Raw genomic sequence first — 15273 nt, 5'->3', positions numbered from 1 at the left:
ATGACTGAGCCACTGCTACAGCTCACCGGCATCACCCGCAGTTTCACCGCCGGTGACCGCGAGTTTCTGGCGCTGAAGAACATCAACCTGACGATCAATGCCGGGGAAATGGTCGCGATCATCGGCGCCTCGGGTTCGGGCAAATCGACCTTGATGAACATCCTCGGCTGCCTCGATTACGCCACCGCCGGCAGCTACAAAATCAACGGCCAGGAAACCCGCGATCTGGACAATCAGGCCCTGGCCGAGCTGCGCCGCGACTACTTCGGTTTCATCTTTCAGCGTTACCACTTGCTGCCGCATTTGAGCGCGATGCATAACGTCGAGATGCCAGCGATTTACGCCGGTACGCCGCAGCTTCAGCGCCATGCCCGTGCCCGTGAGTTGTTGGCGCGGCTGGGTCTGGAAGGGCATTTGACGCATCGACCGAGCCAGCTCTCCGGCGGTCAGCAACAGCGGGTGAGTATCGCCCGGGCGTTGATGAATGGCGGCGAGGTGATCCTCGCCGACGAGCCGACCGGCGCTCTCGACACGGCCAGCGGCAAAGAGGTGATGCGCATCCTGCTGGAACTGCACGCGGCGGGGCACACGGTGATTCTGGTGACCCACGACCCGAAAGTCGCGGCCAACGCCGAGCGCATCATCGAAGTCAGCGACGGCGAAATCCTCAGCGACCGCGCCAACGAACGCGACACCACGCACCTGCTCAGCGATGAACCGGTGACACCGAAAGCCACCGCCTCTCGACGTCTTGTTGCCAGTCTCGGTTTGTTCAAAGAGGCGTTCGCCATGGCCTGGGTAGCATTGATCTCGCACCGCATGCGCACCTTGCTGACCATGCTTGGCATCGTCATCGGCATCACCTCGGTGGTGTCGATTTCGGCGGTCGGGGAGGGCGCGAAGAACTACGTGCTCAAGGACATCGCCGCCATTGGCAGCAATACCATCGATGTCTATCCGGGCAGCAGTTATGGCGACAAACGTGCCGCCGCCATCGAAACCCTGACGCCGGCCGATGTCACCGCGCTGAATCAGTTGTATTACGTCGACAGCGCCACGCCGATGATCGGCCGCAGCCTGTTGTTGCGTTATCGCAATATCGACCTGGATGCGCAGGTCAACGGCGTCAGCGATCAGTACTTCAAAGTGCGCGGGATCAAGATGGCCGCCGGCATCCCGTTCAGCGAAAGCGATGCGCGACGCCAGGCGCAGGTGGTCGTCATTGATCACAACACCCGCCAACGTTTGTTCGGGCAAGACGTGGATCCGTTGGGTCAGGTGATCCTGATCGGCAACCTGCCGTGCACAGTGATCGGCGTGGCCGCGCAGGATAAAAGCCTGTTCGCCTCGGGCAAGACCCTCAACGTCTGGGTGCCCTACGAAACGGCCGCCGGGCGGGTGTTGGGTCAGCGTTATCTGGACAGCATCAGCGTGCGCATGAAGGACGGCCAGCCGAGCAAAGTGGTGGAAGAGCACGTCACCCAACTGCTGCTGCAACGCCACGGCACCAAGGATTTCTTCACCAACAACCTCGACAGCGTCCTGCAGACCGTGCAGAAAACCAGCCGCTCGCTGGCGTTGTTGCTGTCGCTGATTGCGGTGATTTCTTTGGTGGTCGGTGGTATCGGCGTGATGAACATCATGCTGGTGTCGGTGACCGAGCGAACCCGCGAGATCGGTATTCGCATGGCGGTGGGCGCGCGGCAGTCGGACATTCGTCAGCAGTTTCTGGTGGAGGCGGTGATGGTGTGCTTGTTGGGCGGGGCGATCGGGATTTCCCTGTCGTATGCGATCGGGCATCTGTTTTCGGTGTTTATCAAGGAGTGGGAGATGGTGTTTTCGCTGGCGTCGGTGCTGACGGCGGTGGTGTGCTCGACGTTGATCGGGATTGTGTTTGGCTTTGTGCCGGCGCGGAATGCTTCGCGGCTTGATCCGATTGAGGCGTTGGCGCGGGATTAAAAGCTGACCCTCACCCTAGCCCTCTCCCGGAGGGAGAGGGGACTGACCGGGGTGTTTGCTGAAGATGCACCGACGTGAACTACCGAGTCGAACTCAGGTTTGAAAAGCACAAAGATCGGCTCCCAAGCCAAACTCAGGCTCGAACCCAACCAAGATCGGCCCCCTTTCCCCCTCGCCCCCTTGGGGGAGAGGGCTGGGGTGAGGGGGTGAACCCCACTGACACACCGCAAAACCCTGACCCACCGCCATCCAGTTTTTCCATCAATAAACACCACGCCGTGAGCGCGTTTAAATTACACGACCCGTTACGTCATACCGCCTACAACACCTTGCGTCGTTACCTACGCGTACGCCAGAATCCGCCGGCTTACGCGGCTATGGGTCGGGATATATCGTTTGCCTGGCACTGCAAATCAGTGATCGGGTTTGGTAGCCCGCTTCGGTACCGCCGTATGGCGCCACCTTATGCAGTCTCTTTTTGCGGCTGCGTTTTATATGGTGGACATGCGTGGGGCTCATTCATGAGCGCCGGGTTTCCGTATCGACCGGTCTACCAACCCGCGCATGGCCGCCACCTTCGTTTGGTAGCGAAAGTGATGGCTCCGGTTAATTTCGATACGAGACTTTATCTATGTTCAAAGCCACACCCAACCCACCAGATACCGATCCGATCCCCTACGACGCCGCGCTCGAACCTCAAAACATCAAAGAGGCCACAGAGCGGGCGATCAATTTCTATCTCTATCCTTCCGCGCTCAAAACCTCAAAACCCACCCGCAAAACCGGCAAGATCTACCTGATCGACCCCACCGTTGATGACGAAACCCTGCTCGTTGAAGCCTACGAATCGTTGTCATCGGCCAGTGACATGGCCACGCCCTATACGCCCAACGCTATGTTCCGGGTCAACCCGCAAACCGATACCGAATCCCTGCTGGCAAACGCCTGTGAATCGCTGGCCTCGGCCTCGGTCATGTTGTGTGATTTTGCCGGGATGCTGGAGGGGCTGCATCGCCAGACCTTGCTGGGCATCGCGCAAGTGGTGATGTTGGGGGAATTGGCGGTGAATCAGGCTTTGGAGCACGTCGCGGGAGTGCCCTCACCCTAACCCTCTCCCAGGGGGAGAGGGGACTGACCGAGATGTTCTTTCGAGCTACGCCGACCTGAAAAATCGAGTCGAACTCAGGGTTTGAAAAGCTCAAAGATCGGCTCCCTTTCCAGATCGCCCCCTTGGGGGGAGAGGGCTGGGGTGAGGGGGGAGATCTCACTGACACACCCAAAAAACCGAAACGCTCACTATCCCTGCGTATCAAGCCGCACTCGACGCCAACGCCTCCAACGGCGAATACATCCAGCGCATCAACGAATGCCGCCCGCTGATGCCCAACTTGATCGCCGCCCGTTTCAGATAACTCTCCACAGTATTGACCTTCAACGCCAACTGTTCAGCCAGTTCCGGCGCCGTGCGCCCGGCGAGCAGGCCGACACACACTTCGGTTTCGCGGTTCGACAGACTCAGCCCCAGTTGCTCCAGACGCTCGTCAAAGCGCAGGCGCAAGGTTTCCAGGCCGTTGCCTTCGGCTGACTCGGGTGGGCTTTGTGGATCAGGGCTGGCCGGTTGCAGGGCGTTGATGTGCTTTTCCACCATCGGCAGCAGCACCGGGGAGATGTCCTGCAACAGGCTGCGTTCCTGCGCGGAAAAGCGCTGCGACTCGTCGTTGCGATACACCGAAATCACGTAGCGGTAGCCGTCCTTGCGCCGGGTCAGGTGCAGTTGCGAGGCGTCCGCGCTGGTCCCGGTCGGCGGATTCTGTAAATGGTGGGCCGCCGCACTGTGTTCGGAAAACACCGTTTCGGCTAGCAGGGCCGGCTCTTTCAGCGGCTCAGGCTCGCTGCGGCTCGACGCGCGGCCCACCGGTTCGACACGCATCTGCCGGATGTGCGTGGCGTCTACCGCCAGTTGCGTCAGGATCAGGTCATGCAGCATGCGCGGAAAATGCCGGCTGCCGGTGCTGGCAATGACCTTGCCGATGTGGGGGAACAAGTGTGAGTTCATATACGTGTCATCCCTGAGAGGCGTTAATTCAAAAACGTCTGCAGCACTGTCGACGATCTCCTTGGTCGACGAAATACCGCAGACTTGGATCCTATCCTAGTACAACGTTTGAGCGACGGTTTAATGAAGGTGTTATTAGCTCATAACCGCGATGTCGGGTTGCTTGCCCTGTGAGCACCAGCGATTGCGGCCTTGCTGCTTGGCTTGATACAGGCAGGTATCGGCTGCTTTCAACAGGGTCGCCGGGGTTACCGTGTCATCGACTGGATGCCAAGTGGTAATCCCGGCGCTGGCGGTGACATAGCCCAATGGATGCCCGGCGTGCTCCAGTTTCAGTGCGCGGATAGCCTGCAGTATGTCTTCGGTAACCTGAATGGCGCCGGCATTGTCGGTGTTGGGCAACAGCACGGTGAATTCTTCGCCGCCGTAGCGCACCGCGAGGTCACTCGGTCGTTTGACCGCTTGCTGGATCGCCTGCCCGACAGCGCTCAGGCAATCATCGCCCGCCGCATGGCCATACTGGTCGTTGTAGCGTTTGAAGTGGTCGACATCGAGCATGATCAATGACAGCGCCGAACCCTGTCGCCGCGCCAGACGGATTTCGTCCATCAGCGCGTTGTCCAGGCGTCGGCGGTTGCCCAGCCCGGTGAGGCTGTCAGTCAGCGCCATGTCGCGCATGGTCTGGTGCGCGTAGCGAATTTCCCGCTCCATGGCCATGCGCTGGCGCAACTGGTGCAGCACCACCAGGCCGAAGCCGCTGAGTACCAAAATCAGAAACACCAGAACGAAGCCGTTTTTCAGCAAATCCTGCTGCCACGGTTCGATGATCGAATCCCGTGAAAGCCCGGCCTCGACCACCAGCGGATAGGTGGTGAGCGCGCGATAGCCATACAACCGCTCAGTGTCGTCGACCACCGCGCGGACTTGCGCGATACCGGCGTTGGCGTTGGGCAGGTAGACCTTGAAGATCTCGCTGTTGGCCAGGCTTTTGCCGATCACCGACGCGATGAACGGCCGGCGCACGAGGATGGTGCCGTCGCGTCTGGCCAGCACCAGTGCGCCTTTGTCATCGATCCTGAAGTCGCCGTAATAGTCGACAAAGTAGCTGACCTTGACCGTGCCCAGCAGCACCCCGGCGAACGAGCCATCGGGATTGTTCAGGCGGCGGGAGACGGGAATGATCAAGTCATGGGTCGACCGGCTTTCGACCACCTCACCGATGCGCACTTGCCGATCATCATGGCTGCGGTGGTACTGAAAGTAATCGCGATCGGCATTGTTGGCGGTCTCGGGCGTGACCTCCTTGTCGGTGACGATCCACTGCCCATCCGCCCCGTAGATAAACAAGCCATGCAGCTGCGGCATGATTTTCGATTGCTGCACCAGCAATTTGTGAATACGGGGCACGTCGAGGTTCTGCAGTCCATCGCCTTCGATCCGCTCACTCAGGGCGGCGGTCAGCACATCCATTTGGCGGATGGTGTCTTCGGCATGCTGTGCAGTGGCGCGGGCCAGGTTGGTCACTGAATCGCGCGCGGAGGCGAATGCAGCACGATAGTCGCGCCAGGTGCGCCAGCTCTCGACCGTCAAAAAGGCCAGTACCACCACCAGCATAAAGCTGACCGTAAGGCGGAATGTCGAGCCGGCGCGCACGGCGTTACGGGCAGAAGCGGCTCTGCTCGGGTCTTCGGTGTTCGGCTCTGGCGGACGGCGTCCGAGCATGAACCTCTCCTTTTTTCATACGTAATGCATCGCAACAGTATGACAAGGATCGCCAGAAAGTTCGGAGCGCAGCGTTCTTTATTGCCTGATTGTCCTGTTCGAGTTGACGGTGAAACACTTTTCAGCCGATTTATCCCGTCCCTGTGCGTCAGTAATCTGTACCCAACTTGAACGCAACAACAACTTCTAAAACTCAAAAGGGAAGCAGACCATGACCACACCAACCTACAACCGCCTGAACAAAGACGACGCCATCGTGCTGCTGGTCGACCACCAGACCGGCCTGATTTCTCTGGTGCAGGACTTCTCGCCAAACGAATTCAAGAACAACGTGCTCGCTCTGGCAGATCTGGCCAAGTTCTTCGAACTGCCGACCATCCTCACCACCAGTTTCGAACAAGGCCCGAACGGCCCGCTGGTGCCGGAATTGAAAGAGATGTTCCCGGACGCGCCGTACATCGCTCGTCCTGGTCAGATCAACGCTTGGGACAACGAAGACTTCGTGAAGGCGATCAAGGCCACCGGCCGTAAGCAGATCATCATTGCCGGTGTAGTAACGGATGTCTGCGTAGCGTTCCCGACCTTGTCGGCGCTGGCAGAAGGGTTTGAGGTGTTTGTGGTGACCGATGCGTCCGGCACCTTCAACACCACTGTGCAACAAGCCGCGTGGAGCCGCATGACGCAGGCCGGCGCACAGATGATGAACTGGTTTTCGGTGGCGTGTGAGCTGCACCGCGACTGGCGCAACGACATTGAAGGCTTGGGTAACTTGCTGTCGCAGCGTATCCCCAACTACCGCAATCTGATGAACAGCTACTCGGCGCTCACCGCTCAGCAAAAGTAAGCGAACGCGACCTGACAAAAGCCTGCCCTCAAAGCAGGCTTTTGTCGTGTCTGCGCTTTAAAGCGCTGGCAGCGTTGCGATGGCGTTACTTCAGGTTATGGCTGAAGAACTCGGTCAATTTGGCGAAGGGAATCAGTTTGACCCGGTCGTACAAGTCGACATGGCCGGCCCCTGGAATGATCAGCAACTCTTTGGGCTCGGCCGCGCGCTGGTACGCGTCTTCACTGAATTCGCGGGAGTGCGCCTGAGCACCGGCAATGAACAGCAGCGGACGCGGGGAGATGCTCTCGATGTCATTGAACGGGTAGAAGTTCATGAACTTCACATTGCTGACCAGCGTCGGCATGGTGGTGGTCTGCGGCGAAGCGCCGGTCGGCGTGACCTGACCACGCGGTGTGCGGTAGAAGTCGTAGAACTCGTCACCCACCGCGTTGCCGGTGAGTTTCAGCGGTGTGCCGCCGGTGTAGCGGATCGGGCCGCCCCAGAACTGCGCGTTACGCTGCTGCGCCGCCTGTTCAATGATGGATTGGCGTTGCGCTAGCGTGAGCGAATGTTTGAGGCCGTTACGGTTGGCAGCACCCATGTCGTACATGCTGACGGTGGCAATCGCCTTCAAACGTGGGTCGATCTTGGCGGCACTGATGGCGAAGCTGCCGCTGCCGCAAATACCGATAACGCCGATACGCTCGCGATCGACCAGTGGGCGAGTGCCGAGAAAGTCCACCGCCGCGCTGAAGTCTTCGGCATAAATGTCCGGCGCAACCGACTGGCGTGGCAGGCCCTCGCTTTCGCCCCAGAAGGACAAGTCGAACGACAGCGTGACAAAGCCTTGTTCGGCCATTTTGGTCGCGTAGAGATTGGCACTTTGCTCCTTCACTGCGCCCATCGGGTGGCCGACGATGATCGCGGCATTTTTTGACTGTGGATCAAGGTTCTTCAGGCTGAACAGATTGCCTGCGACCTTCATCCCGTACTGGTTCTTGAAGGTGACCTTTTCCACGGTCACTTTATCGCTGGTGTAGAAGTTGTCTGCGCCGTTCGACATATCGGCTCCCATGGCTGAAAAAGTACTGAAGAGCAGCCCGAAGGCCAAGCAAAAACCTTTCACTGGAATGTCCTTGCGATTGAGGGTTTATTCGTCTGAGCCTGTGCCCGAACATTCTCTCGATCAGCTCCTCAGCGCCGTAGTGCATTCCTCTGGATTGCTTGCCTGATCCACTGAATCTGGATTTTCAACGCCACGCGCATCCGCCGCGGCCGTTTGGCGCAGCGCGCAGAGTAGAAATGGCGGCAATGAGAGGGCAGGGAAGGGATATGGATTACGCAGAGGATTCAGTGCTGGCCTCGACCAATCCGCTTTCAGCCTGACGACCGTTGCGCTGGGTTTCCGGAACCCCGATCGCGAGCAGGACAACCGCCACCGCCGCAATACCGGCCAAGGTCAGAAACGCCGCGCTGTAACCAGCCTCCTGCACAACGAACCCGGCGAGGCCGTTGCTCAGTGCCGCGCCCAGTCCAAAGGCGGTTGTCAGTGCGCCGAGGCTGATGTTGAAGTGGCCGGTGCCCTGTGTGAGGTCTTTGACCATGATCGGAAACAAGGCACCGAACAGGCCGGCGCCGACACCGTCGAGCATCTGCACCGCGACCAGCCAGTAAGCATCGCCCGACAGCGTATAGAGCACACCGCGCAACGGCAGGATCAGAAAACCGGCCAGCAGCAGCGGTTTGCGCCCCCACACATCGGCTTTCGCCCCGACCAGTAATGCCGCCGGCACCATGACCAACTGCGCCGCGACGATGCAGGCGGAGGTCAGTGGGGTGGCCATCTGCAAATTGGCTTGCGCGAGTTTTTGGCTCACCAGCGGCAACATCGCCGCATTGGCGAGATGGAACAGCGCACAGCAAATGGCGAACAGCAACAGCGAGCGATTACCCAGCAGCACGGATAACCCGGAAGGCTGGCGCTGGTCAGCATTGGCCGGATCCAGTCCGCGGGCCTGATCATGATCGATCGCTTCTGGCGACACGCAGGCAATGGCGATGACACTGGCCAGGGCCATGGCCGCCATCAGATAGAACACCGCCACCGGGCCGAACAGATACGCGAATACGCCGGCGAGGAGGGCGGCGCAGGCATTGCCGGCATGATTGAAGGTTTCATTGCGCCCGGTTCGACGGGTAAATGCTCGTGGTCCGGTCATGCCCAAGGTAATAGCGCAGATGGCCGGGGCGAATATCGAGGCGGCCATTGCACTCAGGGTTTGCGTCAACGCCACCCAAGTGAAGGACGTCACGAACGGCAGCAGCAGGCAACTGCCCGTCACCAGCAGCGCGGCGATCGCAATCAACGCACGTTTGCGCCGGCTGTTGTCGACCCAGGCGCCGGCTGGCGTCTGGGTGATCAGCGCGGCGACCCCGGCGATGGTCATCACCAGACCAATGCTGGCCGGCTCCCAGTGATGCACCGCCAACAGGTAAATGGCCAGATAAGGGCCAAGACCGTCGCGCACGTCGGCGAGGAAAAAGTTCAGGCTGTCCAGTGACAGGTTATTGCGGCGATCGAGGTCAGCGGCCACGGCAGTGTCTTCAATAGTCGAGGTCTGCGGATGGATTCAACCTCAGCAAGCCTAATGACCTGCGCCCGTGAATATAAGTTGCAGGCCGCTGTCGTGTCGTTGCGAAACAACGCCAAGGGGCTGAAAACGACGTTCCGTCACGCCGTTGCTGCGCGTTCAACGCGCTACTTGTATCCTTGCGCCGGTCGAGGACATACGACCGCTGTTATTGCCTTGAATCAGTAACGGCCGGAACGGGAAACCGGACTTTCCATAAGGTGCTTTCGTGAAGCGTGATACCCACCTCGTCATTCTCTTGCTGCTGGTCATCGGCTGCTCTCTGGCGTCGCTGACCATCTGGAAAGTGCTGTCCTCGCGCGATCGCGCGCTGGAGGAAGTCAACGTGCACGGGTTGAACCTGACCCAGGCACTCGAGACCTATTCCGAAGGCATTGTCCGGCAAAGTTCGCTGCTGCTGCTCGGCCTGGTCGAACGCCTGGAAACCGAAGGCAGTGGCCCCACGCAGATCCAGCGCCTGAGTGCGCTGATCAACCGCCAGCAGCCGTTGATGCCACAAATGAGCGGGATCACCATCTATGACCGTCAGGGCCATTGGCTGATGTCGTCGAATCGACCGATACCGGCGGGGGCCAACAGTAGTGATCGGGCCTACTTCATTCATCATCGCGACGACCCGAGCCGCGAACCCTTTATCGGGCCACCCATCCGTAGCCGTTCCAATCAGGAATGGGTGATCACCGTCAGCCGCCGTTTCAACGATGATCGCGGCGAGTTTGCCGGGGTCGTCGCCGTGACCCTGGGCGTGGAAAACTTTCTGCGCCTGTTCGGCAAACTCGACATCGGTCAGGAGGGCGCCATCGGTTTGTCGTATACCGACGGCACGTTGCTGGTGCGCTACCCCTTCCGCGAACAGGACATGGGCCGCAATTTTTCCAAGTCGCCGATCTACGCCAAGTACCTGGTCGATCAATCGGTCGGCACCGCGTCGTATACCTCCAGCCTGGATGGCGTCGAGCGTCTCTACGCCTTTCGCAAAAGCGAGAAATTGCCGCTGATCACCACGGTCGCCATCGGCAAGCGTGAAGCCCTCGCAGCCTGGCGAACCGAGGCGCTGCTATCGGCGGTGGTGGTGGCGGGGTTGTTGGGGCTTACCGGTCTGATCGGTTGGTTCCTGATTCTCGACATCCGCCGTCGAACCCAGGTGGAAGGTGAACTGCGCATCGCGCAACAGCAGTTGCTCGGCTCCAATCGGCAACTGGAGCTGTTGGCGATGAAGGATGCGCTGACCGGCCTGGCGAATCGGCGTTGCTTCGACGAAACCCTGGCCACCGAGGCGCGGCGGGCACAGCGCGACGGGACGTCGCTGGCGTTGCTGATGATCGATATCGACTATTTCAAGCGCTTCAATGATGCGTTCGGGCACGTTGCCGGTGATGCCTGCCTGCAAGCTGTCGGTCATGTGCTGGATGAGTGTGTGCGGCGACCGTCGGACCTGGTGGCGCGCTACGGTGGCGAAGAGTTTGCCGTGATCATGCCCGACACGGACATTGACGGCGCAGCAGTGGTTGCGCAGCTGATGATTGAGCGCTTGCAGCAAACCAACATCGCTCACCCGACCAGTCCGTTGGCCCGGGTGAGCCTGAGCATCGGTATTGCCGCTGCGCGTGGTCCGTGCCTGGAGCCGGTGAACGCGCTGATCGAGAGCGCCGATCAGGCGCTGTATCAAGCGAAAACGGCAGGGCGCAACAGGTTGATGAAATCCGCTGCGCAACCCTCACTCGACGTCGATGGACAGCAGGCCACCCACCCGTGACACCAACGTGTCGACGGCAAAAGGTTTGGTCAGCACCTGCATGCCCGGGCCGAGCTGACCGTTACCGATCACCGAGTTTTCCGCATACCCGGTAATGAACAAAGTCTTCAGCTTCGGCCTGATTTGCCTGCCCGCATCGGCCATCTGCCGGCCGTTCATGCCGCCCGGCAAGCCGACATCGGTGATGAGCAAATCGATGTGCGCGCTGGAGCGCAGTGTCTCCAGCCCTTCAACGCTGTCGGCCGCTTCGAGCAGGTTATAGCCGAGGTCGTTCAGCACGTCTTTGAGCAGCGTGCGAACGGTGGGTTCGTCGTCGACAATCAGGATAGTCTCGCCGGCCTTGGCATGCGGCGTTGCCGAGCTTTGCGTGTCATCGTGATTGCGCTGTGTTTCGCCGAGATAGCGCGGCAGGTAGACGCACATGGTGGTGCCTTGGCCAACGGTCGATTGCACCCGCACCTGCCCGCCGGATTGTTTGGTAAAACCGTAAATCATCGACAGCCCAAGGCCCGTGCCCTGGCCCAACGGTTTGGTGGTGAAAAACGGGTCGAAGGCCTTGGCCATCACTTCAGCGCTCATACCGGTACCGGTGTCCGCAACCGACAGGCACAGGTATTGCCCTTCGGGCATTTCCCGTACGCGCGCTGATTCAGCATCCAGGGTTCGATTGGCGGTTTCGACGGTGATGCTGCCGCCATCGGGCATCGCATCGCGGGCGTTGATGCATAGGTTGAGCAGGGCGTTTTCCAGTTGGCTGGCATCGACCAGCGCCGGCCACAAATCGGCCGCGACGACCGTCTTCAGGCGAATGCTCGGGCCGACGGTGCGCTGGATCAGTTCGGTCATGCCGGCAATCAGTGCGTTGACTTCGGTCGGCCGTGGATCGAGGGTCTGCCGCCGGGAGAAGGCCAGCAGGCGATGGGTCAGGGCGGTGGCGCGTTTGGCCGCGTCCTGAGCGATCAGCATGTATTTGTCGATGTCGTTGAGACGGCCTTGGGCGATGCGTTTTTCCATCAGCTCAAGGGAGGCGCAAATGCCTGCCAGCAGGTTGTTGAAGTCATGGGCCAGGCCGCCGGTGAGTTGCCCGACCGCTTCCATTTTCTGCGATTGCCGCAGCTTCTCTTCGGCCTGCATCAGTTCTGCGGTGCGCGCCGAGACTCGTTGTTCCAGTGTGTCGTTGAGCGTCTTTAACGCGGCGGTGACCCGGTCGCGCTCGGCTTCGACATTGCGCCGGTCTTCGACATCGATGAGCACGCCGGGAAAGCGTACAGGTGTGCCGTCTTCGGCACATTCGACGCGTCCGTTGGCTTCAATCCAGGTGTATTTGCCATCCGCACCGCGCACTCGATATTGGTGCGAATAGGCACCTCCACGGGCAATGACTTCGTTGATGGCGGTTGTGAGTCCGACCCTGTCGTCCGGGTGAACGGTCTGCACCACTTGCTCCAGGCTCAGACCGTCGAGACCCCAGGCCGGATCGAGGTCGAACACCCGCGCGAAGGCCTCATCGACGCTGAAACGATCGCTGGGCAAATGCCAGTGCCAGGTGCCGATAATGGCGCCGGCGGCCAGGGCCAGCTGCACACGTTCGACGTTTTCCCGGGCGACGGCCTCGCTGATGCGCAAGCGTTCTTGCGCGTCGCGGCGCTCGGTGACATCGCTGAAGAAAATCGCAATCTGCCGATCGGCCGGGTCGCCGACACGCACAGCGCGCACATCGAACCAGCGTTCGAAGGTATTGGCGTAGTTCTCGAAGTTGGCGGGCTCGCCGGTCTTGGCCACATGGCCGTAGGTCTCGAACCAGAATTTCTCCAGGTTGGGCGCAAACTCGGTGACCCACTTGCCGCGCAGGTTGACCCCGGCCTGTCGTTCGAACGCCGGGTTGGCTTCGACAAAGTAGTAATCGATGGGGTGGTCGTCGGCGTCGAATTTGACTTTGACGATGGCGAACGCCGCCTCGATGGTTTCCAGAATGGTGCTGAAGCGCTCTTCACTCTGGCGCAGTGCGGTTTCGGCGCTGCGTGAGCGGGTCAGGTCGAGCATCGCCCCGATCATGCGTTCGGCCTTGCCATCGGCATTGCGGATCAGGTGTCCGCGATCAAGCACTTCGGCGTATGAACCATCGTGGCAGAGGAAGCGGTACTCAGCGCTCCAGGTCGTGCCAGAGCCGTCAATTGCCGAGCGAATCGAGGTTGTCACGCGCGAACGGTCCTGTGTGTGAATCTGCGCAAACCGCCAGTCACACGTCGGCTCGATGGCTGCTGACGCGTAGCCATACGCCTGTTGCAGCGAGTCGTTCCAGATGACCTGATTGGTTTTCAGATCCCAGTCCCAGACGGCGTCGCAGGTCGCCTTGACGGCCAGACGCAGGCGCGTGACCTCAGACTCAAGCTCCTCGCGAGTAAGCTGTTTCAGGATGTTCACCCTTCATGCGTTGATTGTGGATCTGCGTTCAATTGGCGTGTTTGAAGCCATCGGGTTCGCAAGCTTTGTGAGCCATTGACCCGGCGCTTCATGGTTAAGTTGCACGCCGACCCAGGGCCCAGGCGTTTTCATAGCGATTCGCTGTGATCCAGTCTGTCGAGCAGGCTTTGTCCGCGTTGCCATAGTGCCTGCTGTTTTTCCGGCGGCATGCGATCAAGGTTTTTGTACATCATGCCCATGCGCTGATTGCCGCGCAGAAGGTCACCGTGGCGCATCAGAAAATGCCAGTACAACGCGTTGAACGGGCAAGCGTTGTCAGCCGTGGTTTCGTGCACCGAGTAAGCACAGTCGCGACAGTAGTCGGACATCCGGTTGATGTACTGGCCGCTGGCGCAATAAGGTTTGGAACCGAGGTAACCGCCGTCGGCGTGCATGACCATGCCGAGGGTGTTGGGCAGCTCGACCCAGTCGAAAGCGTCCATGTAAATCGCCAGGTACCACTCACAAATCTGGCTCGGCGCGATGCCGGCGAGCAGGGCGAAATTGCCGGTGACCATCAGGCGCTGAATGTGATGGGCGTAGGCGTGTTTCAGGCTTTGGCCGATGGCCTGGCGCATGCAGTTCATCTGCGTGTCACCGGTCCAGTAAAACTCTGGCAGGCGCCGCGTGTTACCGAAGGCATTACCCTCGGCGTACTCCGGCATGTGCAGCCAGTAAACGCCACGGACATATTCGCGCCAGCCGATCAGTTGGCGGATGAAGCCTTCGGCGGCATTCAGGGCAATGTTGCCTGACCAATAGGCCGACTCCACATCGGCGCAGAGTTGGCGCAGATCGAGCAAACCAATGTTCAGCGCGGCGCTGATGCGCGCATGGAACAGAAACGGTTCGTCGCTGGCCATGGCGTCCTGATAATCGCCGAACCCGGCCAGGCCGTAATCGAGAAACCAGTCCCAGAGCGCCTGGGCATCGGCATGGGTCACCGGATAGTTGAAATCATCCAGGCTGCCGTAGTGACTGGCGAAGCGCTTCTTGACCAGTGCGAGGACTTCAACGGTGATGGCGTCGTTGGTAAATCCAGTCGGGTAGGGCGCCTTGACGGATTTGGGCAAGGCTTTGCGATTGTCTGTGTCAAAGTTCCACGCGCCGCCGACGGGCGTGCCGTCACCGTTGAGCAGCAGGCGACTTTTGCGGCGCATCTCGCGATAGAAGAACTCCATGCGCAGCTGCTTTTTGCCCGCGGCCCACGCGCGGAATTCGTCGCGGCTGCACAGGAAGCGGTTGTCGGTATGCCAGTGGATCGGTAAGCCACAATCTTTCAGTGATTGCTCCAGACGCCAGTCGCCGCATTCGGTCAGGTGCACCTCGTTCGCTTGCAGCAGCGCCTGCCAGCGCTTTAATTCGCCGGGTACCGAACCGCTGTTCTGCGGATCGTCGAGGGTCACGTAATGCACCTGGAAGCCCTGGTTCTCCAGCGCCTGAGCGAAGTGACGCATGGCGCTGAAGATCAAGGCGATCTTTTGCGGATGATGAGCAACGTGGCTGGCTTCTTCCATGACCTCGACCAGCAGCACACGATCCTGTTTGCGATCCAGACCTGCCAATGAAGCCAGATCAAACGATAACTGGTCACCCAGAACGAGGCACAGCCGGTGGGTTTTGTTCATTTCACGGATTCAGCGTAGTGAGCAGCGAGCTGCCGAATGGACGTTTACATGTTAAGTCCAGATAGTTGTACAGATTGTAGTCTGTGTATAGGTTTTTGTGCGGTGAATGTTCACATCCCACCTGTGGGAGCGAGCCTGCTCGCGAAGGCGTCGTCACATTCAACATTGTGAGTGACTGACACGCCGCTTTCGCGAGCAGGCTCGCTCCCACA

10 protein-coding genes are annotated in these 15273 nt (G+C 59.8%); 4 read left to right on the top strand and 6 right to left on the bottom strand.

Annotated elements, in window-relative coordinates; all coding sequences use genetic code 11:
• Together ACRRSD_RS03240 and ACRRSD_RS03235 are read left to right on the top strand one after the other, a co-directional pair.
• Complete coding sequence (locus ACRRSD_RS03240; RefSeq protein ID WP_435037095.1) at window positions 1–1959, top strand: MacB family efflux pump subunit; 1959 nt, start codon at window positions 1–3, stop codon at window positions 1957–1959.
• 631 nt (window positions 1960–2590) lie between these two features.
• The gene (locus ACRRSD_RS03235) at window positions 2591–3067 is read left to right on the top strand and encodes a DUF6124 family protein (RefSeq protein ID WP_435037094.1); all 477 of its coding nucleotides are present in this window, start codon (window positions 2591–2593) and stop codon (window positions 3065–3067) included.
• A gap of 201 nt (window positions 3068–3268) precedes the next feature.
• Here ACRRSD_RS03235 and ACRRSD_RS03230 read toward each other — a convergent pair whose 3' ends face one another.
• Together ACRRSD_RS03230 and ACRRSD_RS03225 are read right to left on the bottom strand one after the other, a co-directional pair.
• Complete coding sequence (locus tag ACRRSD_RS03230; protein WP_435037093.1) at window positions 3269–4015, bottom strand: response regulator transcription factor; 747 nt, start codon at window positions 4013–4015, stop codon at window positions 3269–3271.
• Between the two features lie 135 nt (window positions 4016–4150).
• Complete coding sequence (locus tag ACRRSD_RS03225; RefSeq protein ID WP_435037092.1) at window positions 4151–5737, bottom strand: sensor domain-containing diguanylate cyclase; 1587 nt, start codon at window positions 5735–5737, stop codon at window positions 4151–4153.
• 211 nt (window positions 5738–5948) lie between these two features.
• Between ACRRSD_RS03225 and ycaC the strand changes: the two genes are divergently transcribed.
• The gene (ycaC, locus tag ACRRSD_RS03220) at window positions 5949–6581 is read left to right on the top strand and encodes an isochorismate family cysteine hydrolase YcaC (protein ID WP_007915995.1); all 633 of its coding nucleotides are present in this window, start codon (window positions 5949–5951) and stop codon (window positions 6579–6581) included.
• 85 nt (window positions 6582–6666) lie between these two features.
• Here ycaC and ACRRSD_RS03215 read toward each other — a convergent pair whose 3' ends face one another.
• The gene (locus tag ACRRSD_RS03215) at window positions 6667–7689 is read right to left on the bottom strand and encodes an alpha/beta hydrolase (protein ID WP_435037091.1); all 1023 of its coding nucleotides are present in this window, start codon (window positions 7687–7689) and stop codon (window positions 6667–6669) included.
• 211 nt (window positions 7690–7900) lie between these two features.
• Window positions 7901–9157, bottom strand: coding sequence for an MFS transporter (locus tag ACRRSD_RS03210; RefSeq protein ID WP_435037090.1), 1257 nt, complete (start codon window positions 9155–9157; stop codon window positions 7901–7903).
• 265 nt (window positions 9158–9422) lie between these two features.
• Here ACRRSD_RS03210 and ACRRSD_RS03205 point away from each other — a divergent pair, with 265 nt between their 5' ends.
• Window positions 9423–10970, top strand: coding sequence for a sensor domain-containing diguanylate cyclase (locus ACRRSD_RS03205; protein WP_435037089.1), 1548 nt, complete (start codon window positions 9423–9425; stop codon window positions 10968–10970).
• Here ACRRSD_RS03205 and ACRRSD_RS03200 read toward each other — a convergent pair.
• Together ACRRSD_RS03200 and ACRRSD_RS03195 are read right to left on the bottom strand one after the other, a co-directional pair.
• Complete coding sequence (locus ACRRSD_RS03200; protein ID WP_435037088.1) at window positions 10932–13394, bottom strand: PAS domain-containing protein; 2463 nt, start codon at window positions 13392–13394, stop codon at window positions 10932–10934. The genes ACRRSD_RS03205 and ACRRSD_RS03200 overlap by 39 nt on opposite strands.
• Window positions 13395–13522: 128 nt before the next feature.
• Window positions 13523–15061, bottom strand: coding sequence for a cryptochrome/photolyase family protein (locus ACRRSD_RS03195; RefSeq protein ID WP_435037087.1), 1539 nt, complete (start codon window positions 15059–15061; stop codon window positions 13523–13525).
• Between the last annotated feature and the right edge of the window lie 212 nt (window positions 15062–15273).

This window comes from Pseudomonas neuropathica, from assembly GCF_051174785.1.
Classification (GTDB): Bacteria; Pseudomonadota; Gammaproteobacteria; order Pseudomonadales; family Pseudomonadaceae; genus Aquipseudomonas; species Aquipseudomonas neuropathica_A.
This window is presented reverse-complemented; position numbering and strand designations above follow the sequence as displayed.